Origin of the sequence: Sulfitobacter aestuarii (genome assembly GCF_042685005.1) — a bacterium.
GTDB classification, from domain to species: domain Bacteria; phylum Pseudomonadota; class Alphaproteobacteria; order Rhodobacterales; family Rhodobacteraceae; genus Sulfitobacter; species Sulfitobacter aestuarii.
In genome coordinates this window covers 70127-94970 of the sequence record NZ_JBHUMP010000005.1, presented here as the reverse complement: position 1 = coordinate 94970, position 24844 = coordinate 70127, and the positions used below count along the sequence as shown (strand labels likewise).

At 63.9% G+C, this 24844-nt stretch carries 27 protein-coding genes; 13 read left to right on the top strand and 14 right to left on the bottom strand.

Annotated elements, in window-relative coordinates; genetic code table 11:
• The first annotated feature begins 70 nt into the window (after nucleotides 1-70).
• Genes pobA through ACFSUD_RS08015 form a run of 5 tightly spaced genes read left to right on the top strand, consistent with a single transcriptional unit; the run spans nucleotide 71 to nucleotide 3845 of the window.
• Nucleotides 71-1240, top strand: coding sequence for a 4-hydroxybenzoate 3-monooxygenase (gene pobA, locus ACFSUD_RS08035; protein ID WP_386373205.1), 1170 nt, complete (start codon nucleotides 71-73; stop codon nucleotides 1238-1240).
• A gap of 29 nt (nucleotides 1241-1269) precedes the next feature.
• Nucleotides 1270-1650: a 4-carboxymuconolactone decarboxylase gene (pcaC, locus tag ACFSUD_RS08030; RefSeq protein ID WP_386373203.1), complete on the top strand. Its 381-nt coding sequence runs from the start codon at nucleotides 1270-1272 to the stop codon at nucleotides 1648-1650.
• Nucleotides 1647-2381, top strand: a complete 735-nt coding sequence (gene pcaH, locus ACFSUD_RS08025; protein WP_386373201.1) for a protocatechuate 3,4-dioxygenase subunit beta — start codon at nucleotides 1647-1649, stop codon at nucleotides 2379-2381. Before pcaC ends, pcaH begins: the two co-directional genes overlap by 4 nt.
• Before the next feature lies 1 nt (nucleotide 2382).
• Nucleotides 2383-2997 carry a protocatechuate 3,4-dioxygenase subunit alpha gene (pcaG, locus tag ACFSUD_RS08020; protein WP_386373199.1) on the top strand — a complete coding sequence of 205 codons (615 nt, stop codon included), beginning with the start codon at nucleotides 2383-2385 and terminating at the stop codon, nucleotides 2995-2997.
• Between the two features lie 11 nt (nucleotides 2998-3008).
• Nucleotides 3009-3845 (top strand): BKACE family enzyme, encoded by an 837-nt coding sequence (locus ACFSUD_RS08015; protein ID WP_386373197.1) that lies wholly within the window; start codon nucleotides 3009-3011, stop codon nucleotides 3843-3845.
• A gap of 9 nt (nucleotides 3846-3854) precedes the next feature.
• Here ACFSUD_RS08015 and ACFSUD_RS08010 read toward each other — a convergent pair whose 3' ends face one another.
• Together ACFSUD_RS08010 and paaZ are read right to left on the bottom strand one after the other, a co-directional pair.
• Nucleotides 3855-4637, bottom strand: a complete 783-nt coding sequence (locus ACFSUD_RS08010) for a PaaX family transcriptional regulator C-terminal domain-containing protein (RefSeq protein ID WP_386373195.1) — start codon at nucleotides 4635-4637, stop codon at nucleotides 3855-3857.
• Between the two features lie 36 nt (nucleotides 4638-4673).
• Nucleotides 4674-6710 (bottom strand): phenylacetic acid degradation bifunctional protein PaaZ, encoded by a 2037-nt coding sequence (gene paaZ, locus ACFSUD_RS08005; protein ID WP_386373193.1) that lies wholly within the window; start codon nucleotides 6708-6710, stop codon nucleotides 4674-4676.
• A 167-nt stretch (nucleotides 6711-6877) separates the two neighbouring features.
• Here paaZ and paaG point away from each other — a divergent pair, with 167 nt between their 5' ends.
• Genes paaG through ACFSUD_RS07985 form a run of 4 tightly spaced genes read left to right on the top strand, consistent with a single transcriptional unit; the run spans nucleotide 6878 to nucleotide 10021 of the window.
• Entirely contained in the window at nucleotides 6878-7663 is a 786-nt protein-coding gene (gene paaG, locus ACFSUD_RS08000; protein ID WP_386373191.1) for a 2-(1,2-epoxy-1,2-dihydrophenyl)acetyl-CoA isomerase PaaG, read from the top strand.
• Nucleotides 7664-7665: 2 nt separating this feature from the next.
• Nucleotides 7666-8115, top strand: a complete 450-nt coding sequence (paaI, locus tag ACFSUD_RS07995; RefSeq protein WP_386373189.1) for a hydroxyphenylacetyl-CoA thioesterase PaaI — start codon at nucleotides 7666-7668, stop codon at nucleotides 8113-8115.
• Nucleotides 8112-9422, top strand: coding sequence for a phenylacetate--CoA ligase PaaK (gene paaK, locus ACFSUD_RS07990; RefSeq protein ID WP_386373187.1), 1311 nt, complete (start codon nucleotides 8112-8114; stop codon nucleotides 9420-9422). Before paaI ends, paaK begins: the two co-directional genes overlap by 4 nt.
• Nucleotides 9423-9424: 2 nt before the next feature.
• The gene (locus tag ACFSUD_RS07985; protein WP_386373185.1) at nucleotides 9425-10021 is read left to right on the top strand and encodes a TetR family transcriptional regulator; all 597 of its coding nucleotides are present in this window, start codon (nucleotides 9425-9427) and stop codon (nucleotides 10019-10021) included.
• Here the strand turns inward: ACFSUD_RS07985 and ACFSUD_RS07980 are convergent.
• The 12 genes from ACFSUD_RS07980 to ACFSUD_RS07925 all read right to left on the bottom strand — a co-directional run bounded on the left by ACFSUD_RS07980 (nucleotide 10018) and on the right by ACFSUD_RS07925 (nucleotide 21963).
• Nucleotides 10018-10770, bottom strand: a complete 753-nt coding sequence (locus tag ACFSUD_RS07980) for a Phenylacetic acid catabolic protein (RefSeq protein ID WP_386373183.1) — start codon at nucleotides 10768-10770, stop codon at nucleotides 10018-10020. The genes ACFSUD_RS07985 and ACFSUD_RS07980 overlap by 4 nt on opposite strands.
• A 10-nt stretch (nucleotides 10771-10780) precedes the next feature.
• Nucleotides 10781-11848 (bottom strand): 1,2-phenylacetyl-CoA epoxidase subunit PaaE, encoded by a 1068-nt coding sequence (gene paaE, locus ACFSUD_RS07975; protein WP_386373181.1) that lies wholly within the window; start codon nucleotides 11846-11848, stop codon nucleotides 10781-10783.
• Between the two features lie 12 nt (nucleotides 11849-11860).
• Nucleotides 11861-12319 (bottom strand): 1,2-phenylacetyl-CoA epoxidase subunit PaaD, encoded by a 459-nt coding sequence (gene paaD / locus ACFSUD_RS07970; RefSeq protein ID WP_386373179.1) that lies wholly within the window; start codon nucleotides 12317-12319, stop codon nucleotides 11861-11863.
• Nucleotide 12320: 1 nt separating this feature from the next.
• Nucleotides 12321-13082 (bottom strand): 1,2-phenylacetyl-CoA epoxidase subunit PaaC, encoded by a 762-nt coding sequence (paaC, locus tag ACFSUD_RS07965; RefSeq protein ID WP_386373177.1) that lies wholly within the window; start codon nucleotides 13080-13082, stop codon nucleotides 12321-12323.
• Nucleotides 13082-13420, bottom strand: coding sequence for a 1,2-phenylacetyl-CoA epoxidase subunit PaaB (gene paaB, locus ACFSUD_RS07960; RefSeq protein ID WP_386373175.1), 339 nt, complete (start codon nucleotides 13418-13420; stop codon nucleotides 13082-13084). Before paaB ends, paaC begins: the two co-directional genes overlap by 1 nt.
• Nucleotides 13417-14394 carry a 1,2-phenylacetyl-CoA epoxidase subunit PaaA gene (gene paaA, locus ACFSUD_RS07955; RefSeq protein ID WP_386373173.1) on the bottom strand — a complete coding sequence of 326 codons (978 nt, stop codon included), beginning with the start codon at nucleotides 14392-14394 and terminating at the stop codon, nucleotides 13417-13419. Before paaA ends, paaB begins: the two co-directional genes overlap by 4 nt.
• Nucleotides 14395-14410: 16 nt before the next feature.
• Nucleotides 14411-15613, bottom strand: a complete 1203-nt coding sequence (gene pcaF, locus ACFSUD_RS07950) for a 3-oxoadipyl-CoA thiolase (RefSeq protein WP_386373171.1) — start codon at nucleotides 15611-15613, stop codon at nucleotides 14411-14413.
• A gap of 109 nt (nucleotides 15614-15722) precedes the next feature.
• Nucleotides 15723-17108, bottom strand: coding sequence for an alpha,alpha-trehalose-phosphate synthase (UDP-forming) (locus ACFSUD_RS07945; RefSeq protein ID WP_386373169.1), 1386 nt, complete (start codon nucleotides 17106-17108; stop codon nucleotides 15723-15725).
• Nucleotides 17109-17236: 128 nt separating this feature from the next.
• The gene (locus tag ACFSUD_RS07940) at nucleotides 17237-19012 is read right to left on the bottom strand and encodes a glycoside hydrolase family 15 protein (RefSeq protein WP_386373167.1); all 1776 of its coding nucleotides are present in this window, start codon (nucleotides 19010-19012) and stop codon (nucleotides 17237-17239) included.
• Between the two features lies 1 nt (nucleotide 19013).
• The gene (gene otsB / locus ACFSUD_RS07935) at nucleotides 19014-19775 is read right to left on the bottom strand and encodes a trehalose-phosphatase (RefSeq protein WP_386373165.1); all 762 of its coding nucleotides are present in this window, start codon (nucleotides 19773-19775) and stop codon (nucleotides 19014-19016) included.
• A 117-nt stretch (nucleotides 19776-19892) separates the two neighbouring features.
• Nucleotides 19893-20285, bottom strand: coding sequence for a four-helix bundle copper-binding protein (locus ACFSUD_RS07930; protein WP_386373163.1), 393 nt, complete (start codon nucleotides 20283-20285; stop codon nucleotides 19893-19895).
• A 91-nt stretch (nucleotides 20286-20376) separates the two neighbouring features.
• A complete protein-coding gene (locus ACFSUD_RS07925) occupies nucleotides 20377-21963 on the bottom strand; it encodes an ABC transporter substrate-binding protein (protein ID WP_386373161.1) in 1587 nt (528 codons plus the stop codon).
• 593 nt (nucleotides 21964-22556) lie between these two features.
• On the opposite strand from ACFSUD_RS07925, the gene ACFSUD_RS07920 reads away from it, so the two are divergent.
• From ACFSUD_RS07920 to ACFSUD_RS07905, 4 genes are read left to right on the top strand one after another with little or no spacing between them, the layout of a single operon-like run.
• On the top strand, nucleotides 22557-22838 hold the full coding sequence (locus ACFSUD_RS07920; RefSeq protein WP_386373159.1) for a hypothetical protein: 282 nt from the start codon (nucleotides 22557-22559) through the stop codon (nucleotides 22836-22838).
• Nucleotides 22838-23224 carry a hypothetical protein gene (locus ACFSUD_RS07915; RefSeq protein ID WP_386373157.1) on the top strand — a complete coding sequence of 129 codons (387 nt, stop codon included), beginning with the start codon at nucleotides 22838-22840 and terminating at the stop codon, nucleotides 23222-23224. The genes ACFSUD_RS07920 and ACFSUD_RS07915 overlap by 1 nt, the downstream gene beginning before the upstream one ends.
• A 21-nt stretch (nucleotides 23225-23245) precedes the next feature.
• Nucleotides 23246-23431: a hypothetical protein gene (locus tag ACFSUD_RS07910; protein ID WP_386373155.1), complete on the top strand. Its 186-nt coding sequence runs from the start codon at nucleotides 23246-23248 to the stop codon at nucleotides 23429-23431.
• Entirely contained in the window at nucleotides 23428-24843 is a 1416-nt protein-coding gene (locus tag ACFSUD_RS07905) for an APC family permease (RefSeq protein ID WP_386373153.1), read from the top strand. Before ACFSUD_RS07910 ends, ACFSUD_RS07905 begins: the two co-directional genes overlap by 4 nt.
• Nucleotide 24844 lies beyond the last annotated feature (1 nt).

The window sequence follows — 24844 nt, the reverse complement described above, 5'->3', positions numbered from 1 at the left end:
CGGCTGAATTACCATTTTACATGCGCTTATGCCCCGGTCAGAAAGAAGATGACAGTCTTTGGAGGAAGCGATGCGGACACAGGTGGCGATTATCGGGGGCGGACCCTCGGGGCTGTTACTGTCGCAGCTGCTGCATCGTCACGGCATCGACAGCGTCGTGCTCGAACGCAAGACCAAGGAATACGTGCTCGGACGGATCCGCGCCGGGGTGCTCGAACAGGGGCTGGTGCGGCTGATGGAGGAGGCGGGCTGCGGCGCGCGGATGCAGGCCGAGGGCTTTGAGCATCGCGGCACGCTGATCGCCCATGGCGGCGAGAGTTTCCGGGTCGATTTCGCCGGGCTCACGGGCAAGCCGGTGATGATCTATGGTCAGACCGAGGTGACCCGCGATCTTTATGCGGCGCGCGAGTCGGCGGGCGGGCGGATCGATTTCAACGTCGCGGATGTGACGATCCACGATGCCGACAGCGACACGCCGCATGTGAGCTACAGCATCGACGGCGCGCCGCGACGGCTCGATTGCGATTTCATTGCGGGCTGCGACGGGTTTCACGGGGTCAGCCGACAGGCGATCCCGCTGGAGGTGCGGCGCGATTACGAGAAGATCTATCCCTTCGGCTGGCTCGGCATCCTCAGCAAGACACCGCCGGTCAATCACGAGCTGGTCTATGCCAATTCCGACCGCGGCTTCGCACTCTGCTCGATGCGCAACGAGCAACTCAGCCGCTATTACATCCAGTGTTCGCTCTCCGATCATCCCGAGGACTGGACCGACGAGGCCTTCTGGGAAGAGCTGAAACGCCGGATACCGCCGGAACAGGCGGAGAAGCTGGTCACCGGCCCGTCGATCGAGAAATCCATCGCGCCGCTGCGCTCTTTCGTGACCGAGCCGATGCGCTGGGGGCGGTTGTTTCTTTGCGGGGATGCGGCGCATATCGTGCCGCCGACCGGGGCCAAGGGGCTCAACACCGCCGCGTCGGATGTGAATTACCTCTATCGGGCCTTGCGGGAATTCTACGAGAAGAACAGCGCGCAAGGCATTGACGCCTACTCAAAAAAGGCGCTTGCCAGGGTCTGGAAAGCGGAGCGGTTTTCCTGGTGGTTTTCCTCGCTGCTGCACCGCTATCCCGAGCAGAGTGCCTTCGATCTCAAGATCCAGACCGCCGAGCTGGAATTCCTGCGCTCCAACAGGGCGGCGCAGCAGGCGATGGCGGAAAATTACGTCGGGCTGCCCTATTGAGGGCGTGCCGTCAGGAAAGGAGCGAGAATGTGAGCGAAAGATATGAAAGTGGCATGGTCACCCGCCGGGCGGTTCTTGGGGAAGATCACGTCGCCCGCGCCGAGGCGGAGAAAACCGCCTTCGACGCGCCGTTCCAGCAGATGATCACCGAAGGCGCCTGGGGCACGCTCTGGGCCGATAACACGATCACGCGGCGCGAACGTTCGATGCTGACCCTGGCGTTGCTCGCCGCGACCGGCAATTTCAACGAGATCCCGATGCATGTCCGCGCCTGCGCCAATACCGGTGCCTCGCCGCAGGATATCCTGCAGGCGTTCATGCATGTCGCTGTCTATGCCGGCGTGCCGAAAGCCAATCATGCGATCAAGCTGGCCAAGCGGACGTTCAAGGACATGGGGATCGAGACATGAGCAAGGCACCCCAGATGGGCGGCTATCTCGCGCGCGACCGGGGCCGGCAGCCCGAGGCGCTGACCCCCGCCTACAAGACCTCGCTGAAACGCAGCCCGCAGGCGGCGCTGCTATCCTTCCCCTCGACCCTGTCCGAAGAGACCGGCCCGGTCTTCGGTCACGGGATCATCGGCGCGCAGGACAACGACCTGATCCATAATTTTGCCGCCCCGGGCGCAAGCGCCATCGGCCCGCGGATCATCGTGCATGGCCGGGTGAGCGACGAGATGGGCCGCCCGGTGAAGTACGCGCTGCTGGAGGTCTGGCAGGCCAATGCCGGGGGGCGCTACCGTCATGCGAAGGAAGGCTATCTCGCGCCGCTCGACCCGAATTTCGGCGGCTGCGGGCGGGTGATGACCGGCGAGGATGGGACCTATGAGTTCCGCACCATCCAGCCCGGTCCCTATCCATGGCCCAACGGCGCGAATGACTGGCGTCCGGCGCATATCCATTTCAGCCTTTTCGGAGACGGTTTCGCGCAGCGGCTGATCACCCAGATGTATTTCGAGGGCGATCCGCATATCGCGCTCTGCCCGATCGCCAATACGCTGGCCTCCGACGCGCTGGCGGCGTTGGTGGCGCCGCTCGACATGCGCCGTACCCTGCCGATGGATGCCCGCGCCTATCGCTTCGACATCGTGCTGCGCGGGCGGCGACAGAGCTTTTTCGAGAACCGACCGGAGGGCATGTGATATGGTGCAAAATCTTGATAACATGCGCGAAACCCCGTCGCAGACCGCCGGCCCCTATGTCCATATCGGCTGTACCCCCAATGTGGCGGGGCTTGACATGTTCGGGGGCGACCTTGGCGCCGTGATGCGGACCGGACCGGTGCAAGGGCAGGAAATCACCATCCGCGGCAGGGTGTTAGACGGCACCGGCATGCCGCTGAGAGATGCGATGGTCGAGATCTGGCAGGCGGATGCGGCCGGGCTCTATCCCTCGCCGGAGGAGCGGCGCGGCAAGGCCGATCCCCATTTCACCGGCTTCGGGCGCAGCGCCGGAGATCCGCAGAGCGGCGAGTTCATCTTTGAGACCGTCAAGCCGGGGCGCGTGCCCTATCCTGACGGCCGGTTGCAGGCGCCGCATGTGAGCTTCTGGATCGTGGCGCGCGGGATCAACATCGGGCTGCACACGCGGATGTATTTCGCCGACGAGGCTGAGGCCAATGGCGAAGATCCGATCCTGACCCGGATCGAGCATCAGAACCGCATCGCAACCCTGCTGGCCGAGCCGGAGGAGGAAGGGCTCTATCGGTTCGACATCCGGTTGCAGGGCACGGGCGAAACCATCTTTTTCGACATTTGAAGGGGCGCGACATGGACAAACCTTGCATCATCTGCGTGGCGATCACCGGCTCGGTGCCGACCAAGGCCGACAATCCGGCGGTGCCGATCACCGTGGCGGAACAGGTCGAGAGCACGCAGGAGGCGTTCGAGGCCGGGGCCAGTATCGCCCATTGCCATGTGCGCAATGACGACGGCACGCCGAGCAGCGACCCCGAGCGGTTCGCGCTGCTGCTGGAAGGGCTGCGCAGACATTGTCCGGGCATGATCGTGCAATTATCGACCGGCGGGCGATCCGGTGCCGGGCAGGCACGGGGAGGCATGTTGCCGCTGAAACCTGACATGGCCTCGCTGTCGGTCGGGTCGAACAACTTCCCCACCCGCGTCTATGAGAACCCGCCGGATCTGGTCGATTGGCTGGCCTCGGAAATGCTGCAACATCAGGTGGTGCCGGAAATCGAAGCCTTTGATCTGTCGCATATCTTCCAGGCGGTGGCGCTGCACAAGGCGGGCAGGTTGCCTGGCAGGCTCTATGTGCAATTCGTCATGGGCGTGAAGAACGCCATGCCGGTGGACCGTGCGGTGTTCGATTTTTATGTCGAGACGCTGCAGCGGCTGGCTCCGGGCACCGAATGGTGCGCTGCCGGCATCGGACAGCATCAGGGCACGCTCAACGAATGGTCCATCGCGGCGGGCGGTCATGCGCGGACCGGGTTGGAGGATAATATCCGGATGAGCAGGAATGAGCTCGCCCCGTCGAATGCCGCCCTGGTGCAGCGGACGGTGGAGATCTGCGCGGCGCAGGAACGTCCCGTCGCAAGCTGGCGGCAGGCGCGCGAGATACTGGGGTTGGCGGCGCCCGGCGTTTGAGCCGACGGGTCAGCCCGCGATCACCGCTTCTAGATCGGCCAGCGCCGGTTTCGGCAGCTGCGCCAGCAGCGCGGTAACCGACTGGCGACATTGCGCCCCGGCCCAGGGGGCGGGGAAGTAGCGGTCGGGCAGGGCCGGGATCTTCAGCACGATGCGCCGCCAGCTATGCACGATCAGCACGCGAAGTGCCGCGCATTGCAGGGGCGAGAGGCCGGAGGATTGCGCCGTGCTCCGCTGCACGACCTGCAGTCGCTGCGCCAGATCGCGGCTCAGTTCCGCGGTCTCCGCGCTGCAGATCTTGCCGGTCATCCAGCCGGGCAGGGCGGCACCGGCGTCGATCCTTGTGGCAAACAGCCCGGCGAGCTCGGGTGGCCGCGGTGCGATCAGCATGTTGGAGCTGATCCAGGCGCCGCCCGTCGCATCCGCCGCGGCCGGTTGGCCCGGATCGGTGAGCACCAGCCAGGCGTCGTCGCTCTCCGGCTCCGAGGCGTAGATCCGCGGACTCGCGGCGGCACTCTGCGCGCGTCCCCAGTCGGTCAGGAAATAGGCGCTGTTGCGGCCCTGGCGTTGGCTGTCGATCCAGCCATCTTTGCGCAGCCGGTGCAGCGCCACGCGCATCGCCTCGGGTTTGATGCCGATGAGCTCGGTAAGCTGGCTCAGCACCGAGCCGGAAATACGCGCCTCTCGCTCCTGCGCAAGCTCGCCGAAAACGGTGACCAGCAGCGACCAGACCCGCGGGGTCCGGTCGCCGCTGAGGGCACTGATCAATTGGGTAAAGGCGGGCCTGTCCATGATTATTGATAATCCGGTTCGCCCGCCGTTCCAAGCTCAGCTTTGAAAGGCGTTCATCGTCAACAGGTCATATTCCGCGACCAGCTCGCCGTCCTGGTTGGTCAGCGTGACATGCCAGCGCACCTCGCCATATTCCTCGTTGCGCGGGGTCTTTTTCTTGACGGTGAGCCGCACCTTGATCGAATCTCCGCTCTGCACCGGCTTCATGAAACGCAGGTTGTCGAGCCCGGTGTTGGCCAGCACCGGCCCCTCGTTGGGCTCGACGAACATGCCCGCGGCAAAGCTGATCAGCAGGTAGCCATGCGCGACGCGGCCGGGGAAGAACGGATTCCGCTGGGCGGCATCCTCGTCCATATGAGCATAGAACGTGTCGCCGGTGAAATGGGCGAAAGTCTCGATATCCTCGAGCGTAACCTGGCGCAGCGGCGTGTGCAGCGTCTCGCCGATCTCGAGTTCGTGGAAATTGCGGGTAAAGGGATGCGCGCCGCCGTCCTTTTCCGCGGCACCGGGCACCCATTGGCGGCCGATCGCGGTGAGGATGTCGGGGCTGCCCTGGATCGCGGTACGCTGCATGTAATGCATCACGCCGCGCACCCCGCCGAGCTCTTCGCCGCCGCCAGCCCGGCCCGGACCGCCATGCACCATATGCGGCAAAGGCGAGCCGTGGCCGGTCGATTCCTTCATGCTGTCGCGGTTGTTGAAATAGATCCGTCCGTGGAACGCACCGGCACCGAGCGCCACTTCGCGGGCGACTTCGGGGTCATGGGTAATGACCGAGGCGACCAGCGAGCCACCGCCACGGTTGACCAGCGCGACGGCGTGGTCGAGGTCGCGATAGCCCATGATCGTGGAGACCGGGCCGAAAGCCTCGGTATCATGCACGCGCTGCGCCCCGTCAGGGTCGGCGCAATGGAACAGCATCGGTGGCAGGAAGGCGCCTTTGTCGGCATCCGCACCCTGCACGTCGAAGTTTTCCGGATCCCCGAAGACGCGCTCGGCCTCGGCGCCGAGGATCTGAGCCTTCTCCAACACGTCGCGCTTCTGGCTGTTGGAGACCAGCGCCCCCATGCGCGTCGTTTCGGCGCGCGGATCGCCGATTACGGTCTTGGAGAGCCGCGCAGAAAGCGCCTCGATCACAGCGTCGACCTGCGCCTGCGGCGCCATGATGCGCCGGATGGCGGTGCATTTCTGCCCCGCCTTGGCGGTCATCTCGCGGTGCACTTCCTTGACGAAAAGGTCGAATTCCGGCGTGCCGGGGGTGGCATCCGGGCCGAGGATCGAGGCGTTGAGACTGTCCTGTTCGGCCACGAAACGGATCGAGTTCTTCAGGATATGCGGCGCCGAGCGCAGTTTCAGCGCGGTATCGGCGGAGCCGGTGAAGCTGACCATGTCCTGACAGGTCAGACGGTCCAGCATGTCGCCGAGCCCGCCGGTCACCAGCTGCAGCGCGCCTTCCGGCAGCAGCCCGCTTTCCAGCATGATCCGCACCGCCAGCTCGGTGACATAACAGGTCGCGGTGGCCGGTTTGACGATGGCGGGCATCCCCGCCAGCAAGGTCGGGGCGAGCTTTTCCAGCATCCCCCAGACCGGGAAGTTGAAGGCGTTGATATGCACGGCGGCGCCGCGCATCGGGGTGCAGATATGCTGGCCAAGGAAGCTGCCTGAGCGCGACAGCTGTTCGACGTCGCCATCAAGATAGACATGGGCATCGGGCATTTCGCGCCGCCCCTTGGAGGCGAAGACGAACATCGTGCCGATCCCGCCGTCGATGTCGATCATGTGGTCGGCCTGTGTGGCGCCGGTGGCGAAGGACAGATCGTAAAGCGCCTGTTTCTTTTCGTTGAGATGCGCCGCCAGCGCCTTCAGCATCCGGGCGCGGTCATGGAAGGTCATGGCGCGCAGGTTGGGCCCGCCGATATTCACCGCATGATCCAGCATGGCCTGCGCATCGAGCCCGTCATTGCCCGCCCGCGCCATGACCTCGCCGCTGACCGCATTCTCGATCTCGCGTGCGCCTGTTCCGGGGGCGATCCAGCTGCCTGCGGCGAAGGAGTTGATCTCTAGAAGGCTCATGGCGATTTCCTTTCGGGGCAGGGGGCGCTTGGCTTGGCCCCTATCCTAACATGATCCGTGGCCGCCGGGGTGGCCGCAACGGGGTGGGTATTGCTTGGCGTTATTTATTGACCGACCGGACGGTTTATGCAAGTTTAATTGCAGTTCGCATCAGGCAGGGGGGCCATATGACCGATTCAATTCTGGTTCAGCAGCACGAGCGCTGGACGGAGATCACCCTTAACCGGCCGGATCGGCTCAACTCTTTCAATGACGAGATGCATTTTGCCCTGCGCGAGACTCTGGAAGGCACCCATGAGGACGGCACCCGCGCGGTGCTGCTGACCGGGGCCGGGCGCGGGTTCTGTGCCGGGCAGGATCTCGGCGATCGCGATCCCTCGAAGATGGACGGGCCGCCGGACCTCGGCAAGACGGTGCGCGACTTCTATGCGCCGCTGGTGCGGCTCATCCGCTCGCTCGATTTTCCGGTGATCTGCGCGGTCAATGGTGTGGCCGCCGGGGCAGGGGCCAACATCGCGCTGGCCTGTGACATCGTGCTGGCGGGGGAGAGCGCGAAGTTCATCCAGTCCTTCTCCAAGGTCGGGCTGATCCCGGATACCGGCGGCAGCTGGCATCTGCCACGGCTGCTCGGGGAGGCGCGGGCCAAGGGGCTGGCCTTCACCGCCGAGCCGCTGACTGCCCGCAAGGCAGAGGAATGGGGGCTGATCTGGAAGGCGCTGCCCGACGCCGATCTGATGGACGAGGCACGGGCCATGGCCGCGCGTTTCGCCGACGGTCCGACGCTCGGCTACGGGCTCACCAAGGCGGCGATCCAGGCCGCGGCGACCGATAGCCTCACCGATCATCTCGAGCTTGAGGCCGATTACATGAAACGCTGCGGCGAAAGCGCTGATTATGCCGAGGGCGTCAGCGCCTTCCTGCAGAAACGCGCGCCGGAATTCAAAGGCTCATGAGCATGGATGCGAAGACCCGCGCCAGCCGCGCCGCCGCCGCGATGTGGGAGAGCGATCAGGCGTCGAAATGGCTCGGCATGGAGCTTGGCGAGGTTGATGAGGGCCGCGCCGAGCTGGTGCTGACGGTCGCGGCGCATCATTGCAACGGGCACGGCATCTGCCATGGCGGCGTGACCTTCGCGCTGGCCGACAGCGCCTTCGCCTTTGCCTGCAACAGCCGCAATCAATCGACGGTGGCGCAGCACAACGTGATCAGCTTCACCGCCCCGGCGCAGCTTGGTGACCGTCTGACGGCGCAGGCGCGGGAGGTTTCGCTGACCGGGCGCAGCGGTATCTATGACATTCGGGTCAGCAATCAGGATGGCGTGACCATCGCCGAGATGCGCGGCATTTCGCGGGCCATCAAGGGTCGGCTATTCGAGGAGGAAGAACAGAGGATGGAAAGACAATGAAGGATCTGAGCCCCGCCAAATCCGATCTGGAACCGATCGAGATCGCCAGCCGCGACGAGATCGCCGCCCTGCAGCTCAAGCGGATGCAATGGTCGCTGCGCCATGCCTATGACAATGTGGCGATGTACCGGGAACGCTTTGACGCGGCCGGGGTCCATCCGGACGACCTCAAGGAGCTGAAGGACCTCGCCAAGTTCCCCTTCACCACCAAGAACGACCTGCGCGACAATTATCCCTTCGGCCTCTCCGCCGTGCCGCGCGCACAGATTGCGCGGATCCATGCCTCCTCGGGCACGACGGGCAAGGCGACGGTCGTGGTCTATACCAAGGGCGATATCGAGGTCTGGGCCGACACGCTCGCCCGCAGCCTGCGCGCCTCGGGGCTGCGCGCCGGGGATATGGTGCACAACGCCTATGGCTACGGGCTGTTCACCGGCGGGCTCGGCGCGCATTACGGGATCGAGAAGCTCGGCGCGACCGTGGTGCCGATGGGCGGCGGGCAGACCGAGAAACAGGTCGGGCTGATCACCGATTTCCAGCCGCAGGGCATCATGGTGACGCCCTCTTACATGCTCAACATCCTTGAGGGCTTTCACAAGGCCGGGATCGACCCGCGCGAGTCATCGCTGCAGGTCGGGGTGTTCGGCGCCGAACCCTGGACCAACGCCATGCGCCGCGAGGTCGAGGAGGCTTTCGACATGCATGCGGTCGATATCTACGGGCTCAGCGAGATCATGGGGCCGGGCGTGGCCAATGAATGTGTCGAGACGAAGGACGGTCTGCATATCTGGGAGGATCATTACTACCCCGAGATCATCGACCCGCAGACCGGCGACGTCGTCGAGGACGGGCAGGAGGGCGAGCTGGTCTTCACCACGCTGACCAAGGAAGGCATGCCGATGATCCGCTACCGCACGCGCGACCTGACCCGGCTGCTGCCCGGCACCGCGCGCTCCATGCGGCGGATGGAGAAGATCACCGGGCGCTCCGATGACATGATGATCCTGCGCGGGGTCAATGTCTTTCCCACCCAGATCGAGGAACAGGTGATGGCGACCGGAGGGCTGGCCCCGTATTTCCAGATCGAGCTCTACAAATCCGGCCGCATGGATGCGATGCGCGTGCATGTCGAGGTCTTGCCGCAGGCGGCGGATGAAGCCTCGCGCGCGGCGGCACAGCGGATGTTGAGCAAGCGGATCAAGGACATGGTCGGGATCTCGACCGAGATCGTGGTCGGCGACCCCGGCTCGGTGGCACGCAGCCAGGGCAAGGCGGTGCGGGTGGTCGACAACCGCGACAAGGGCTGAGCGTGGCCCGGACCATTGCCAAGGACCATGACGAGAAACGCGCCGCCATCCTGAAAACGGCGGCGCGGGTCTTTGCCGAAGAAGGCTACGCCCGCGCCTCGATGGCGCAGGTGGCGCGGGCCTGTGGCATTTCAAAGGCCAATATCTATCATTACTACCCCAGCAAGGACGCGCTGCTTTTCGATATTCTCGACAATTACCTGCGCGCCCTGCGCAACCGGCTGCGCGATCAGCGGCTCGAAGCGCTGCCTCCGGCCGAGCAGCTGCGCGTGGTGCTCTGCGAGACGTTGCTGGCCTACAAGGGCATGGATCACGAACACAAGATCCAGACCGAGGGGATCGTGCTGCTCGATGCGGCGCAGCAGGAGGTGCTGAAGGGCTATCAGCGCGACATGGTCAGCCAGATGAGCGGTATCCTCGCGGCGCTGGCGCCCGAGGTCTTCGCCGCCGACGCGGCCAAGCTGCGCGCCGCGACCATGTCGGTCTTCGGCATGTTGAACTGGTTCTACATGTGGAACAGCAATGCCGATGCGCAGGCGCGCGCCGATTATGCCGAGTTGGTGGCGCGGCTGACGCTGGGCGGCGTCGAGCGGCTCTAGCCGAGCCCGAGCCGTGCCAGCGTCGCGTCGAGCCGCTGCTGCCATTCCGCGCGCAGATCGGCCCCGTCCTGACGGCGCAGACCCCAGGTCTTGAGCTGCGCCATCCGCTCTGGCTCCGCATCGCCGAACATCGCCGCGACGCGGGGCTGCCAATAGGCGAGGCTCGTCTCGACGTCGGCGCGCGCGCCGGTTTCCAGCAGCCGGGCGATGCCTTCCTCGGCAAGCTCGGCATGGCGCTGCTCGCGCGGCAGGATCTCGCGGATCGCCTGGGACAGCGGTTGATAGGAAATCCGCGTAAGCTCCTGCAATTGCACGCAGACGCCAAGGCCCATGCAGAGATTCATCACCACCGCATCGCTCCAGCCCTGCAGCGGGTAATTCAGCACCGAGAGCCGCATGTCATGGGCGCTGCGCCGCGTGCCCGGCGCAGTGTCGCGCGACAGGCGGTCGCGCCACGGATGGTGGTTGGCATAGCGCGCCGTGTCGGCGCCGAACTCGCCCATCAGGCGCAGCACCTTCTCGGCATGGTCGGTTTTTTCCAGCACGATCCGCGCCGCCGCTATGCGTTCCTTGATGCCCGGACCCTCATTGATGATATCGGCAAAACCGGCGGCGCCGGCCAGCTCGCTGTCCACGAAGATCGCCATGATCTTCATCAGCTCGGCGCGGTAGCGCGCCGGGGCGTTGGCTGGCGTCGTGAGCTTGCCGCCCTGGGCGAGGTAATCCTCGATCTTCATCTCGTCGGACATCGGCTGGCTCCTATTGATCGTAATCCACGACAACGCGATCGCTTACCGGGAAGGACTGGCAGGACAGCACGTAACCGCGCGCGACCTCGTAATCCTCCAGCGCATGGTTGGCGACCATCTCCACTTCGCCTTCGAGCACCTTGCACTTGCAGGTAGAGCAGACTCCGGCCTTGCAGGCATAGGGCGCATCGAGCGCGTTTTCGAGCGCCGCGTCAAGGATCGTCTGATCCTTCTCCATGGTGAAGCTGCGCGACGCCCCGTCGATGGTGACGCTGGCCTGCGTCGATTTCGCGGCACTGGCGCCCGCCTCGGCACTGGCCTTGCGGGCCAGCCGTCCGGGCTGGGCGCTGGCGAACAGCTCGAACTTGATCTGCTCCTCGGACAGCCCATGTTCTTTCAGCGCCGCGGCAATGCCGAGCATCATCGGCTCGGGGCCGCAGATGAAGGCGGTATCGACGCTGGCGATGTCGATCCAATGGGCAAACAGCGCCTTGCATTTCTCGGCATCGACGCGCCCGGTGAACAGGTCGATATCCTGCGCGTCGCTTTCGAGGATATGGATCAGCGTCAGCCGCCCCATGTAAAGGTTCTTCAGATCCTCCAGCTCCTCGCGGAACATGATGCTGTTCACGCCGCGGTTGGCATAGACGAGGGTGAAGCTGCTCTGGCTCTCGCGCGCCAGCACGGTTTTCAGGATTGACAGGACCGGGGTGATCCCGGAGCCGCCGGCGAAGCCGAGGTAGTGACGGCCCTGATCGGGTATGATCGGCGTGTGAAACGAACCCATCGGCTCCATCGCTTCGAGCACCATGCCGGGCTGCAATTCCTCATTGGCCCAGGTCGAGAAGGCGCCGCCATCGACCTTCTTGATGCCGACCTGCAGCTTGCCCTCGCCCCTGGCGGCGCAGATCGAATAGGAGCGCCGCACCTCCGTACCGTCGAAATCACGGCGGAAGGTAAGGTACTGACCCTGGGTAAAATCGAAATCGCCGGACTCGGTCGGCTCCAGCGTCACCACGACCGCATCGCGGATGGTCTTTTGCACGTCAGTGACGGACAGGGGGTGAAATCGTGCCATCTGCTGCGTTCCTCAGATACATTTGAAATAGTCGAAAGGCTCAAGACAATCCTTGCAGCGCCAATGCGCCTTGCAGGGGGTAGAGCCGAACTGGCTGACGCGGACCACGTCGGTCGAGCGGCAGCGCGGGCAATGCTCTGGCCCGCCAGCGGCGCGCGGCGGGGCGATGCCGCATTCCAGCAATCGCGCGCGGCCCTTGTCGCTCAGCCATTCGCTGGTCCAGGGCGGCGAGATCTGGGTGCGGATGCGCAGATCCTTGACGCCCCGGTCTCGCAGCGCGGTCTCGATGTCGAGCGAGATCACCGTGGTGGCCGGGCAGCCCGAATAGGTCGGCGTCACCGCCACCTCCAGCGTCTCGCCCTGCCAGGCGACATCGCGCACGATGCCGAGATCGACGACCGAGATCACCGGGATCTCCGGGTCGGGCACAGCGTCAAGCCAGCGCCAGATCTCCTCGACCTCGGGTTTCATCTTACCACGCGGCTCCGGGATAGGCGCGTTGCAGCCATTGCATCTGGGTCAGCATATGCCCGAGGTGCTCCGAATGTTGGAAGCCGGACTTGCCGCCCTTGTGGGCAAAGCCACTTTCGGGGATGCTCAGCGTTGCCGCTTTCATCACCCGCGCGACCTCGCCGTCATAGCCCTGACGCAGCGCGGCCAGATCCGGTGCGATCCCCTCCGCCGCCATCATCTCGTCCACCGCATCGGCGGCGAACATCTCGCCGACATAGGGCCAGAGCAGGTCGAGCGCGTTCTGCATCCGGGCATGGCTCTCGGTGGTGCCGTCACCAAGACCGATGACCGTGTCGGCGGAACGCTCGACGTGATAGGTAATTTCTTTCACCGCCTTGGCGGCGATCTCCGCCACCCGTGGCTCGGAAGATTGCTCGAGCCCGCGCAGCATTGCCAGATGCCAGGCGTCGAACAGGAACTGGCGCATCATGGTCTGGCCGAAATCGCCATTGGGCTGTTCGACCAGCAGCAGGTTGCGGAAATCCCAGACGTCGCGCAGCATCGCCAGATCATCGGCGCTGCGGCCCTTGCCCTCGACCTCACCGGCGAGGCCAAGCCACATCTGCGTCTGGCCGATCAGGTCGAGCGCGATATTGGCCAGCGCGATGTCTTCTTCCAGCACCGGCCCCATGCCGCACCATTCGCTGACCCGGTGGCCGAGCACCAGCGCGTTGTCACCCATCCGGCAAAGGAATTCGAAATAGGCCGCGTCGCGCTCCATCACATCGCCCCCACTTCGTCGGGAATGTCAAAGAAGGTCGGGTGGCGATAGGCCTTGCTCTCGGAAGGCTCGTAATACGGTCCCTTGTCCGAGGGCGAAGAGGCGGCGATATCGGCGGTACGCACTGCCCAGATGCTCACGCCCTCGTTGCGCCGGGTATAGACATCGCGGGCGTTCTTGACCGCCATCTCGGCATCGGCGGCATGCAGCGAGCCGACATGACGATGGTTCATCCCGTGCTGGCCACGGATGAAGATCTCCCAGAGCGGCCATTCTTGGCGGTTCTCGCGCTTGGGCTGCTCGTTGTCGGGATAGGGGCTGGGGGCGACGCTGCTCATTCTGCGGCCATCCTCTGTGCTGTGGATTTCTTGGCGGCATGGGCCATCAGCCCTTCGCGCACCCATCGGCCCTCGTCCCACGCCTTGTTGCGCGCGGCGAGGCGTTCGCTGTTGCAGGGGCCATTGCCCTTGATCACCTGAAAGAACTCGTCCCAATCGGGCTCGGCGAAATCGTAGCCGCCCTTTTCCTCGTTCCAGCTCAGGGTCTTGTCGGGCACGGTCAGCCCGAGATATTCCGCCTGCGGCACGGTCTGATCGACGAATTTCTGACGCAGCTCGTCATTGGTGTTCATCTTGATCTTCCAGGCCATCGACTGCGCCGAGTGGACGGAGTCCTTGTCCGAGGGGCCGAACATCATCAGCGAGGGGAACCAGAAACGGTTGAGCGCATTCTGCGCCATCTGCTTTTGCTGCTCAGTGCCCTTGGCCATCTTCATCATGATGTCGTAGCCCTGACGCTGATGAAAGCTTTCCTCTTTGCAGATCCGGATCATGGCGCGCGAATAGGGACCATAGGAGGTGCGCTGCAGCGGCACCTGGTTCATGATCGCGGCACCATCGACCAGCCAGCCGACCGCGCCCATATCGGCCCAGGTCAGCGTCGGATAATTGAAGATCGAGGAATATTTCATCCGCCCGTCGAGCAGCATTTCGGTCAGCTCGTCGCGGGTGACGCCCAGCGTCTCGGCGGCGCAATAGAGATAGAGTCCGTGACCGGCCTCGTCCTGCACCTTGGCGAGCAGGATCGCCTTGCGCTCCAGCGTCGGTGCGCGGGTGATCCAGTTGCCCTCGGGCAGCTGGCCGACGATTTCGGAGTGGGCATGCTGGCCGATCTGGCGGATCAGCGTCTTGCGGTAGCCCGCAGGCATCCATTCCTTCGGCTCGATCTTCTCGCCCGCGTCGATCCGCGCCTGAAAGGCCTGTGCCTCGGCACTGTCATCGGCGTTTTCGGATTTTACCATCTGTGCATACATGTCGTCTTCCTCCCGGTCAGACGCGTTCAAGGATCAGCGCGGCCCCCTGGCCGACGCCCACGCACATCGTGCAGAGCGCATAACGCCCGCCGCTGCGCTTGAGCTGATGCGCGGCGGTGAGCACCAGCCGGGCACCGGACATGCCCAGCGGATGCCCGAGGGCGATCGCGCCGCCATGCGGGTTCACGCGTTCATCGTCATCGGCCACGCCCAGCTCACGCAGGGTAGCAAGGCCCTGGCTGGCGAAAGCCTCGTTCAATTCTATCACATCCATCTGTTCGATGCTAAGCCCGGCGCGTTCGAGCACCTTGCGGCTCGCCGGAACCGGGCCGATGCCCATGATCCGCGGTGCGACCCCGGCAGAGGCCATGCCTACGACCCGCGCCATCGGTGTCAGGCCCTGCTGTCGCGCTGCCGCTTCGGAGGCGATCAGCAGCGCCGCAGCACCGTCGTTGACGCCACTGGCATTGCCTGCGGTCACCGACAGATCAGGGCCGTTGACGCCCTTGAGCTTGCCGAGCTTTTCCACCCCGGTGCCGGGGCGGGGGTGTTCGTCGGTGTCAAAGATCACCGGATCGCCCCTGCGCTGCGGCACCGTGACGGGAACGATCTCGTCGGCGAAGCTTCCGGCCTGCTGCGCGGCTTCCCAGCGGGCCTGGCTGCGGGCGGCGAAAGCGTCCTGATCCGCGCGGCTCACCTCGAAATCGGCGGCGACATTGTCAGCGGTCTGGGGCATGGAATCGACGCCGAACTGCGCCTTCAGCTTCGGATTGACGAAACGCCAGCCGATCGTCGTGTCATAGACCGCATTGGCGCGGGTGAAGGCGCTCTCGGCCTTCGGCATCACGAAGGGGGCGCGGCTCATGCTTTCGACACCGCCGGCGATGGTCAGATCATAATCGCCCGCCTTGATGCCACGGGCGGCAAAACCCACCGCATCCATGCCGCTGGCGCAGAGCCGGTTGATCGTGGCGCCCGGCACGCTTTCGGGCAGCCCGGCCAGCAGCGCGGCCATGCGCGCGACGTTGCGGTTGTCTTCGCCGGCCTGGTTGGCCGCACCGTAGATCACCTCGTCAACGGCGCTCCAGTCAACATCGGGATGCCGTTCGATCAGCGCCGCGATGGGCAGGGCCGCGAGGTCATCGGCGCGGATCGAGGAGAGCGCACCGCCATAGCGGCCAATGGGAGTCCGCACTCCGTCACAAATCAAGGCTTCCATGGGATCGTCCTCCTGAAATCATCCGACCGCAGCATCGGTCTTAGGCAAATCGACAGATTCGCGCAATGAAAAAGTTACAGGCTGTGACGAACTTGATTATTTTGTAACGTTAATGCTTGGTAACCTTGTCGGTCAGATTTTGCAGGGTGGCGAGGAAGTCGGCGGACCAGCGCGTGACATCGGTCTCCCGCACCGTGTGCATACAGGCCTCGTAGCGGCGCTGCCGTTCGGGCAGGGGCATGTTTAGCGCGGTGCGGATCGCCTCGCTGATTTCCTCGATGTCATAGGGATTGACCAACAGCGCCTCCTCCATGTCTTCGGCCGCCCCGGCCATGCGCGACAGGATCAGCACGCCGGGGTCCTCGGGATCCTGTGCGGCAATATATTCCTTGGCGACGAGGTTCATCCCGTCGGCGAACGGCGTGACCAGCCCGGCGCGGGCACGGCGATAGAGCTGGGCCAGCAGGTTGCGGTCGATGGCGCGGTGAATGTAGCGCAGCGGCGTCCAGTCCAACTCGGCATGTTGCCCGTTGAGCCGCCCGGCAAGCTCCTCGAGCTCAAGGCGGATCTGGCGATAGGCAGGCACTTCCTCCCGCGTCGGCGGCGCGATCTGCAGCAGGCTGACCCGCCGACAGGTCTGGCGGCGCCGTTCGAGGTAGCGGCCGAAGGCGCGGAAGCGGTTCGGCAGGCCCTTTGAATAATCGAGCCGGTCCACCCCGATCAGGATATCGCCGGGCATGTCGGTGCCGAGCACGTTGCGCAGATCATCTCCCCCCGCGGCCTCGACGAAAGCCTCCACCTCGATGCCGATGGGGAAGGAGCGCAGCGCCACGGCACGGTCGAGATATTTGACCCGGCCATTGAGCATCAACTCCGCATCCGGCTCGGCGCGGAACATTTCCAGACAGCGGGCGACATCGGCACGGGTTTGCAGCCCCACGAGATCAAAGGCGGAGAGCCAGCCGGGAAAATCGATCCGCTGGGGCAAGGCGCCGAGATCCCCGAGAGCCGGAAAGGGAATATGCAGGAAGAACCCGATCTTCGCCGTGACCCCGAGCGCGCGCAGTTTCTCCGCCAGCGGGAAGAAATGGTAATCATGGATCCAGATCATGTCGTCCGGCCGCGCAAGCTCGGCAATCTGCCGTGCCAGCCGGGCGTTGACTTCCAGATAGGCGGTCTCGAATTCGCGCTCGAGCGACACCAGATCGCCGCGCCGGTGGCAGAGCGGCCAGAGCACCGAATTGGCAAAGCCGAGATAGTAATCCTCGTGTTCCTGTCGGCTGAGCTGGAAGGCCAGACGCGCGTAGCGCATGCCCTCGCGGCCCTTGTCCATGTCGATCAGCTGTTCGGAAGGCTTCTCCGCGAAGTCAGGATGGGCACCGATCCATAATCCGTTTCCGTCATGCAATGCCCCCTGCAATGCCACCACGAGACCACCCGAGGTCTGCGCCTCTGTCGGCATTCGATTCGATACCAAGATCAATCTGCCAGCCATCACCGAGCACCCTGAAATAAATTTCACGCATCCTGTCGGATCCACTCCTAGAGCAACCGACAGGAACATTCATAATACCACATTAACGCCCGACATGGGTTCCCGGTTTCCGAGAAACCCCGATTCCCTCAGAGCTCGGCCTCCCAGCGCTTCGAGAGCCGCATGGCGCCGTTGACGATGCCGACCATCGAATAGGTCTGCGGAAAATTGCCCCAGAGCGCACCGGTGGCAAAGGCGCTGTCCTCGGACATCAGGCCGAGATGGTTGCGCGCGGAGAGCAGGGTCTCGAAATGCAGGCGCGCCTCGTCGATCCGCCCGATCCGCGCCAGCGCATCGATGCGCCAGAAAGCGCAGACGTTGAAACCGACCTCCGGCACCCCGAAATCATCGGCCTCCTCGTAGCGCAGCATGAAGGCGCCGCGCCCGAGCGATTCCGAAAGCGCCTCTACCGTGGCAATGAATCGCGGGTCCTGCGGCGGCAGGAAGCCGACCTCGCCCATCAGCAGCACGCTGGCATCGAGCGTCTTGCCACCGAAGCTTTCGACGAAGGCCTTGCGCTTGTCCGACCAGGCGTTGTCGAGGATCTTGTCCTTGATGACCTGCGCCCGTTCGCTCCAGTAGCGCGCCCGCGGTTGCAGATGCAGATGCGCCGCAATCTTCGCCAGACGGTCGCAGGCAGCCCAGCACATCAGCGCCGAGGACGTATGGATACGCGCCCGCGTGCGCAGCTCCCAGATCCCGGCGTCGGGCTGGTCATGCAGTTTCCAGGCCTGTTCGCCAAGACATTCGAGGCTCTCGAACGCGGCAATGCCGGTGTTCATGAACAGCCGCCGGTCGAAGAACGCGGGCGTCGCGCCGAGGATGATATTGCCGTAGGTGTCATGCTGGAAATGCTCGAAAGCCTGATTGCCGACCCGGACCGGCCCCATCCCTTCGTATCCCTGAAGGCATTCGGCCATGGTCTCGGTCAGTTCGGTCTCGAGCCCGACGCCGAGCACCGGCTGGATATGGCCGCCCCCGGCATCGGCGACGACATTCATCAGCCATTGGAAGTAATGCTCCAGCGTGCGGGTCGCGGCGAGGCTGTTGAGCGCGCGCACGGTGAAGAAGGCGTCGCGCACCCAGCAATAGCGGTAATCCCAGTTACGGCCGCTGTTGGGCGCCTCGGGCAGCGAGGTGGTCATCGCCGCGACGACGCCGCCGGTCGGCTCGTAGCTGCACATCTTCAGCGTGATGGCGGCACGGATCACCGGCTCCTGCCATTCCAGCGGGATCGCCAGCCGCTGCACCCAGCGCCGCCAGTAACGTTTGGTGCTCTCGTAAAAATTGCTGCCGATGTCGCGCGGGCTCTCGCTCAGGCTCTCGTCGGGGCCGATCACGAAGGTCAGCGTGCCATCGAGATTGATCAGCCGCTCGTCGATCACATGATCGAGCGAGGCATCGGTGGTCATCCGGATCACCTGCTCAGGCCCGACGAACCGCACGTGATTGGAGCCCCGGGTCAGGTCCGGCGCGCGCCGCCCCCAGCCGAACCGCGGCCGCACCCGGATACGCACCCGCGGGCAGCCCTCGAGCGTGCGCAGCCGCCGGATCAGCGTCTGCGGACGAAAGCTGCGGCCCCGGGATTCGAAACGGGGACAGAAATCGATGATCTCGACCGACCCGGATTCGCCATGCAGCACGGTGCGCAGGATCGCGGTATTGGCCTCGTAATGCTGCTCGCTGGACTGGAACCCGTCGAGCTCGACCGAGAAAGCGCCATCGCCCGGGCGTTCGGGACCATGACCGAGCAGATTGTGAAACACCGGATCCCCGTCAAAGCGCGGCAGGCAGAACCAGTTGATCACGCCCTCGCGGTTCACCAGCGCCGAGACAGCGCAATTACCGATAATACCCAGATCCATTTCAGCTTCCTTCGGAAAGGCTTCCGGCCGGATCGAGCGCCGCCGCCAGCCAGGTCAGAAAATCTTCCATCGTGGCGACACGATATTGCGCACAGCTCGGACCCGGGCCGATCTTGAGACCAAAGCCGCCGAGGCTTTGCGCCGCCGCGAAACCGTCCTCGTCGGTAACATCGTCGCCCACCATCACCGGCCGCTGGTCGCGATAGGCGGGCAGGGTCATGAAACTGCGCAGGGCGGAGCCCTTGTCGATCCCCGCCAGGGTCACCTCGCTGACCATCTTGCCATGCAGCGCGCGCAGATTGTCATCGCGGGACGCGATCTCGTCGACCAATGCCATGCTGGCGTCGGCCGCTGCCGGGGCGGTGCGGTAATGCAGCGCGATGGCGCCCGGCTTGCGTTCGAGCAGCAGGTCGCGGGCATGGGCAAAATCCCGCATCTGCGCGAAGACCTCCTCCATATCGTAATCGAGCTCCGGCGCCTCGAAAAGCCCGCCGTCAGCGCGACGCAGCTCCAGCCCGTGCGATCCCGCCAGCGGCAGTCGCAGCGGCGCCAGCAGCGCATCGAGCTGCGTCAGCGAACGGCCCGACACGATCGCGAGTGCCCCGGAGGTCTGCGCGATCAATCGCTCCAGAAGCGACGCGGCCGTCGGGTCGAGCCGTGCCGCGGCCGGGTCATCGACGATCGGCGCCAGAGTACCGTCAAGATCAAGAAAAAATGCCGCCTCGGAAGCAACAATCGGCGGCGGGACTTGTCCGTCAGACATCAGGGAACTCGAGCAATCTGGTATTCCAAAAATGGGCATCCCCTGCAGTATCGGCGGCGAGGGATGCCCAGGTCAATTATTCTATGGATCAACCGGCGACTTACGGTGCGGCCCGAATTACAGGTTCTGACCGGCCTTGCGGCAATCCTCGGCACATTCGCGGCACATTTCGGCGCAGCGCTTGCAATGCGCGTCGCCATGGTGGCTGCACATCTCCGCACAATCCTCGCAAGCCTCGGCGCAGAGCTGCAGCGTGGCGCGCAGGATCTTCTCGTTGCTGCCCGTGCGCCGCGTCGCAATGCGGTAGGTTGCGGTGCAGATGTCGGCGCAGTCGAGACATTGACGGATACAATCGCGCCGCTCGGCGACGTTCTCCTCGGCAGCACAGGCATCGGCGCAGGAATTGCAGATCGCCGCGCAATACATCGCATGGCGCACCGCCTTGGCCAGCGGCTCGTTGAGGTGACCGGCAACATCGGGATGTTCGGAGATCATTTTCTCGATCGACATGATAGGTTCCTTTGGTTGCTTCTTGCAGGTCAACACGGCGCGCGGCGCAGGGTTCCGGGCGGAATCCCGCGTCGCGCGGATTGCCCCGGCGTCAGCCTGCGAGCCAGACCTTCTCGAGATGGATCTCCCGCGCCGGATGGCGCTTGTAGCCGCGCAGGGCGGCGGTGTGATGCATCACCAGCTCGCTCCAATAGGGCTGGATGATCACGCCGCTGTCCTGCAACATCTTCTCGAGTTCGGCCATCAGCGGACGGCGCTGTTCGGGATCGAAAATGCCGAGCGCTTCGATCAGCTTGGCGTCGAATTCCGGGTTGGCATGGCCGGTCTCGTTCCAGGCCTGATCCGACATATAGGCCAGCGCATAGACCTGCACACCGAGCGGACGCGCGCCCCAGGAGGTGGTGGAGAAAGGATATTGCGTCCAGTCGTTCCAGAAGGTCGCGCCGGGCAGGGTGCGGCGCGAAATCTTGAACCCCGCATCGCGCAGTTGTGCGGCGACGGTGTCGGCAAAGGCCAGCAATTCGCCGTCATCGATGGAAATCAGCTCCAGCTCGGTCTCCGCATGGCCGCTTTCCTGCAACATCTGCGCCGCGCGTTCGGGGTCGGTCGGGGGTTTGGGCACATCGGCATATTCGGGATGCACCGGCGCGACATGGTGGTTGTCCGCAGGTACGCCCAGCCCGGCGGCGGCCAGTTCCAGCGCCAGCTCATTATCGACCGCCAGCTGCACGGCGTTGCGCAGCTGCTTGTTCTCGAAGGGCGGCTGATTGACGTTCATCCGCGCCACCAGCGTCGTTGCGGTCACGGCGGTGCCGCGTTCGAGACCGATCGAATTGAACAACTCGTCGAGATTCTTCGTGGTCTCGTCGTTCATGTCGATCTCGTCGGATTCGAAGGCCGAGACATAGGCCGCGTCATCGCTGCCGTAATCAATGAACTCGACCCCGTCGAGATAGACCTCGCCACCCCAATACTTGCCATCCTCGCGCCGCTTCAGCACCGCCTTGCTGCCGACGGCGAACTCGACCAGCTCGAAGCCGCCGGTGCCGATAGGAGCATCCTGCAACTGCCCACTGAAACTCTGGTGGACGCAGAGCGCGGGATAATCGCCGAAAGAGGGGATCAGGGAAATGTCGGGCTTGAAAAGGTTCAGCTTGACGGTGAAATCGTCAACCTTCTCGACCGCGCCCTCGGCAGCCTGCTTTGCTTCACCGTCGCGCAGGGCGACAAGCCGCGCCGCCATGGAATTCCCCTCGGCATCGGCATCGGCCATGCGGCGTATGTTGAAGATCACGTCATCCGCGGTGAAGGGATCGCCGTTGTTCCAGACCGCATCACGCCTAACATTCAGCACATAGGTCTTCGCGTCATCGGAGACTTCCCAGCTTTCCAGCAGCGACGGACCGAAGGAGCCATCGACGTTCCAGCGCACAAGCGGTTCGCAGAATTGCCGCGCGACGTTGGATTTCTGCGGCCAGTCATAGGTGCGCGGGTCGTTGATATCGAGCACGGTCTGGCCGATCCGCAGGATGCCGCCCTTCCTCGGTTCCTCGGCGCGGGCGGGGGCAGCGCTCATGCCGATCAGCCCGGCGGCTCCGGCGGCGCTCATCCCCCAGATGCTCGACAGCGCCATGAACTCGCGCCTGTCCAGTTGCCCTGCCTTAACAGAGCGGGCCATATCTTTGATCTTGTTCAGTCTTTGCGGTTTCATCTGGACTCCCCCGGTGGCGGGTTGGCGTAAGGTTGTTGCCCTTTCGGGCGCTGCGCCTTCTGAGGATAGACCGCGATCGGGACAATTCACGCTATTTCTGCGCGATCCGTGGAAATCGGGTGGGATTGGACAGGATGAAAGCTCACCGCGACGAACCGGACTGCGCCAGCCGTCCCCGACGGTGCATTTGCAACTATTTTGAAAGGGCGGCAATCAGCCGATCCCGCGCGGCAAGACCGCCGTGACGAGGGTAGGGCTGCAAGGCGCAGCGGAGAACTTCATGTCCCACTTGAGAATATCTCTACAAACTTCTGTTCTAGATCAATAATACTCGTTAAACGCGCCGCCTCACCAAAGCTCGCGACCCAGTAGAGGTGAAGCGGCGTTACGGCCGAACTTGCCGTCTTTCCTTGGCAGAAAGTTATCCACCCAGACATTCCCGCGGGAGAAAAAAAATTGCCAGAATGAAAAATCCGTGCGAGCTTTTACTTACTTTCGCGCGTGGGAGGCGCGCTTTTCAACTCGTCAATAGCAGTGGAGGAATGCGTATGGACGACCGAATGAGAAGAAGAATCGACAAGATGTACAAGGGGGACACACTGTTCGCCTGTGCCTTCGTGCTGGTGCTCTGGTGCGCCATCATCTTCGTCTTCACCAGCATCAGCGACCGGATCACCGACAGCGGCCTCGGTACCGTGCTGATGATCGCCGGGGGTCTCGTGTTGGTCTTCAACACCGCCGCCATTGTCGCGATGATCCGTCAATACGCCCAGGAGAAGGATTTCATCTACGGGCTCGACATCCGGCATCTCGACGAAATGCGTGCGGCGAAGGGGAAATGATGGAACAGCGACGCGAGAATTACGAACCCCCGACACAAAGCGGCATCGGCCAGGTTTTCGACTCGGTCTTCCTGCTGGCGCTCGTCTATACCGCCCTGTTCATTCCGCTGGTGCTGGGCCTGACCGGCTCGGGCACGACGACGGTGCTGCCCGAGGAGATCACCTGGGCGAGCCTCGAGCAGAATGAGGTCATGCAGACCCAATGGGAGCAGCTCGGCTATACGCCCGAAACCGCGGCGGAGCTGATCGGCACGCGTTTCGATTACGCGATCGATCCGCTCATGCTGATCCTTACCGGGCTGGTGATCCTGGGATATTTCGTCTTCCTGGTAAAGGTATCGGACAAGGAATACCGCCAGGTCATCCGTGAAAAATTCAACAGCTGAACGTGAAGGAGGGACGACAAGATGTGGATAATACTCGAATATCTCGCATGGGCGGTCTCTGCAGCGATTCTGCTGTGGATGGTTGCCGATGCGGCACGGGTGAACCGGCTCTATGACGAGGACACGCTGATGTCTTCGGTCGAAGGGGTCGATGAACTGCTCGAACACGGCGAAGTGCCGGAAGCTGCGGAAGGAGTCAGAGGATGACCGCAGGAACAACGAATACGGGCGATCTGGTCGAACAGGCCGTCGCGAGCGATCGCGTCGGTCTGCTGCGGGTGCTCGGCCCGGTGCATGTCTGGGCGCTCGGCGTCGGCATCGTTCTGGTCGGCGAGTTCATGGGATGGAACTTTTCGGTCGGCAAGGGCGGCGCCTTCGGTGCGCTGATCGCCTGCTGGGTGATCGGGCTGCTCTATACCTGCGTGGCCATGATCGATTCCGAGGTGACCTCGACCGTTGCCGCGGCGGGCGGGCAATATGCCCAGGCCAAGCATATCATGGGGCCGCTGATGGCCTTCAACGTCGGGCTCTATCTGGTGATGGCCTATACGATGCTCGAAGCGGCGGATGCGTTGATCGTCGGTGACCTTCTGGTCATTCTCGCCGAGCAGACCGGCCATATCGGGCTCGATCCGAAACCCTTCGCGGTGTTGATCATCGCCCTGCTGGCGCTGCTGAACTACCGTGGCGTCTTCATGACCCTGTCGCTGAATTTCGTAATTACCGCAGCGGCTTTCGTGTCGATCCTTATCCTGTTTCTCGGCGTCAAGCCGTGGCAGCCGGGGGCGATCCTGCAGCATCAGGGCCTGCTCACCGAATTGCCCTACGGCTGGATCGGGGTGATCGCGTCCTTCCAGTTCGGGATCTGGTACTACCTCGGCATCGAGGGCACATGCCAGGCCGCCGAAGAGGTGCGCTCGCCCAGCCGGTCGCTGCCGCTGGGCACGATGACCGGGATCATGACGCTGCTGATCGCCGCGACCCTGACCTGGTATATTTGTTCGGGACTGCTGCCTTGGCAGTATCTCGGCCAGGCCACCGTGCCGCTTTACGACGCGGGGCGGATGAGCGGGTCGCTGCTGTTGCAGATCTTCCTCTTCGTGGGAACGATGTTCGCGGCGACGGCCTCGGCCAACGGGTGTATCAACGATGCCTCGCGGGCCTGGTTCTCGATGGGGCGGGACCGCTATATGCCGTATTGGTTCGGCGCGGTGCATCCGGTCTATCGCACACCCTATCGCTCGATCCTGATCCTGATCCCGATCGCCGTGTCCTTTGCCTTCACCGGGCTTCTGGACCAGGTGATCACCTTCTCGATCCTGTCGGGCCTGCTGGGCTACACGTTCATGCCGATCAACATGATCATGTTCCGGCGCAAATGGCCGCTGGGCAGCATCCGGCGCGGATATGTGCATCCGTTCCACCCGCTGCCGGCGATCGTGCTGATGGCGCTCTGCATCACCACGTTCTTCGCCACCTTCCTCGGCTTCGGTACCCAGCTGCTGGCGATGATGGCGTTCTATATCGTGGCGTCGCTGTGGTTCGTGGCGCATCGCTATAAATATGTACGCCGTGCGGATCAGTTCACCATGAACTGGCCCAAGCCGCAGGGGTATTGAG

Excerpts from the sequence above, each read along its gene's own strand:
- paaK (WP_386373187.1), top strand. The coding sequence starts at position 8,112 with ATGAAGGATCTGAGCCCCGCCAAATCCGATCTGGAACCGATCGAGATC.
- ACFSUD_RS07910 (WP_386373155.1), top strand. The coding sequence starts at position 23,246 with ATGTGGATAATACTCGAATATCTCGCATGGGCGGTCTCTGCAGCGATT.
- pcaG (WP_386373199.1), top strand. The coding sequence starts at position 2,383 with ATGGTGCAAAATCTTGATAACATGCGCGAAACCCCGTCGCAGACCGCC.
- paaB (WP_386373175.1), bottom strand. The coding sequence starts at position 13,420 with ATGAGCAGCGTCGCCCCCAGCCCCTATCCCGACAACGAGCAGCCCAAG.
- ACFSUD_RS07980 (WP_386373183.1), bottom strand. The coding sequence starts at position 10,770 with ATGTCCGACGAGATGAAGATCGAGGATTACCTCGCCCAGGGCGGCAAG.
- pobA (WP_386373205.1), top strand. The coding sequence starts at position 71 with ATGCGGACACAGGTGGCGATTATCGGGGGCGGACCCTCGGGGCTGTTA.
- paaC (WP_386373177.1), bottom strand. The coding sequence starts at position 13,082 with ATGGAGCGCGACGCGGCCTATTTCGAATTCCTTTGCCGGATGGGTGAC.
- paaZ (WP_386373193.1), bottom strand. The coding sequence starts at position 6,710 with ATGAGCCTTCTAGAGATCAACTCCTTCGCCGCAGGCAGCTGGATCGCC.
- ACFSUD_RS07905 (WP_386373153.1), top strand. The coding sequence starts at position 23,428 with ATGACCGCAGGAACAACGAATACGGGCGATCTGGTCGAACAGGCCGTC.
- pcaH (WP_386373201.1), top strand. The coding sequence starts at position 1,647 with ATGAGCAAGGCACCCCAGATGGGCGGCTATCTCGCGCGCGACCGGGGC.
- ACFSUD_RS07945 (WP_386373169.1), bottom strand. The coding sequence starts at position 17,108 with ATGGCTGGCAGATTGATCTTGGTATCGAATCGAATGCCGACAGAGGCG.
- paaA (WP_386373173.1), bottom strand. The coding sequence starts at position 14,394 with ATGTATGCACAGATGGTAAAATCCGAAAACGCCGATGACAGTGCCGAG.
- ACFSUD_RS08015 (WP_386373197.1), top strand. The coding sequence starts at position 3,009 with ATGGACAAACCTTGCATCATCTGCGTGGCGATCACCGGCTCGGTGCCG.
- otsB (WP_386373165.1), bottom strand. The coding sequence starts at position 19,775 with ATGTCTGACGGACAAGTCCCGCCGCCGATTGTTGCTTCCGAGGCGGCA.
- ACFSUD_RS07930 (WP_386373163.1), bottom strand. The coding sequence starts at position 20,285 with ATGTCGATCGAGAAAATGATCTCCGAACATCCCGATGTTGCCGGTCAC.
- ACFSUD_RS07925 (WP_386373161.1), bottom strand. The coding sequence starts at position 21,963 with ATGGCCCGCTCTGTTAAGGCAGGGCAACTGGACAGGCGCGAGTTCATG.
- ACFSUD_RS07940 (WP_386373167.1), bottom strand. The coding sequence starts at position 19,012 with ATGGATCTGGGTATTATCGGTAATTGCGCTGTCTCGGCGCTGGTGAAC.
- ACFSUD_RS07920 (WP_386373159.1), top strand. The coding sequence starts at position 22,557 with ATGAGAAGAAGAATCGACAAGATGTACAAGGGGGACACACTGTTCGCC.
- paaI (WP_386373189.1), top strand. The coding sequence starts at position 7,666 with ATGGATGCGAAGACCCGCGCCAGCCGCGCCGCCGCCGCGATGTGGGAG.
- paaE (WP_386373181.1), bottom strand. The coding sequence starts at position 11,848 with ATGGCACGATTTCACCCCCTGTCCGTCACTGACGTGCAAAAGACCATC.
- ACFSUD_RS07915 (WP_386373157.1), top strand. The coding sequence starts at position 22,838 with ATGGAACAGCGACGCGAGAATTACGAACCCCCGACACAAAGCGGCATC.
- pcaF (WP_386373171.1), bottom strand. The coding sequence starts at position 15,613 with ATGGAAGCCTTGATTTGTGACGGAGTGCGGACTCCCATTGGCCGCTAT.
- paaG (WP_386373191.1), top strand. The coding sequence starts at position 6,878 with ATGACCGATTCAATTCTGGTTCAGCAGCACGAGCGCTGGACGGAGATC.
- ACFSUD_RS08010 (WP_386373195.1), bottom strand. The coding sequence starts at position 4,637 with ATGGACAGGCCCGCCTTTACCCAATTGATCAGTGCCCTCAGCGGCGAC.
- paaD (WP_386373179.1), bottom strand. The coding sequence starts at position 12,319 with ATGAAACCCGAGGTCGAGGAGATCTGGCGCTGGCTTGACGCTGTGCCC.